Origin of the sequence: Pseudomonas sp. RA_35y_Pfl2_P32, assembly GCF_963970735.1 — a bacterium.
Taxonomy (GTDB): domain Bacteria; phylum Pseudomonadota; class Gammaproteobacteria; order Pseudomonadales; family Pseudomonadaceae; genus Aquipseudomonas.
In genome coordinates, this window is sequence record NZ_CAXAQF010000106.1 from 1 (window position 1) to 664 (window position 664).

General features: G+C 60.5%; 1 pseudogene. It reads left to right on the forward strand.

Going from position 1 to position 664, the window contains the following annotated elements:
* Window positions 1-275: 275 nt before the first annotated feature.
* A pseudogene (locus AACY45_RS27315) lies at window positions 276-664 on the forward strand (transposase); the annotation flags it as partial.

Genomic DNA, 664 nt, shown 5'->3' on the forward strand with positions numbered 1-664 from the left:
ATCATTCTGGATGTCGACGCACGGAACATCTGGTCAGTGGTCATTGCACTAGCGTGGGTATCGGGCGTGACGATGCAGATCTCATCAGGTGTGATCGCTCGGTTCGGTCGGCGCAGGTGACGTTGCCCCCAACTTCTATCCAGCGTGATGGAGACTCTGACGGTTGGTTTTGCCCATCTGGGCGGAGTGAGCGACGGGGGCTGACGCGGAGTGACGTTGCCCCCTTGGCTTGATCCAGTGTGAAGTAGACTCTGGCCCCACGACAAGGACCAGAGATGAAGCGCAACAGGTTCACCGAAGACCAGATCATCGGAATATTGAAGGAACAGGAGGCCGGGGTTGCGGTCGCCGATCTGTGCCGCAAGCATGGCGTGAGCAACGCCAGCATCTACAAATGGAAGGCCAAGTATGGCGGCATGGACGTCAGCGAGGCGAAGCGGCTGAAGGCGCTCGAGGACGAGAACGGCCGGCTCAAGAAGCTTCTGGCCGATGCGATGCTGGACAACTCGGCGTTGAAGGACCTCCTCGGAAAAAAATGGTAACGCCCGCTGCCGAGCGGGATGCTGTCGCCCATCTCCAGACTGCCCATGGGATGAGCGAGCGGCGGGCGTGCCAGGCGCTGGGGTGCTGTCGGATGACAATGCGCTACCGGGCCACCAGGATC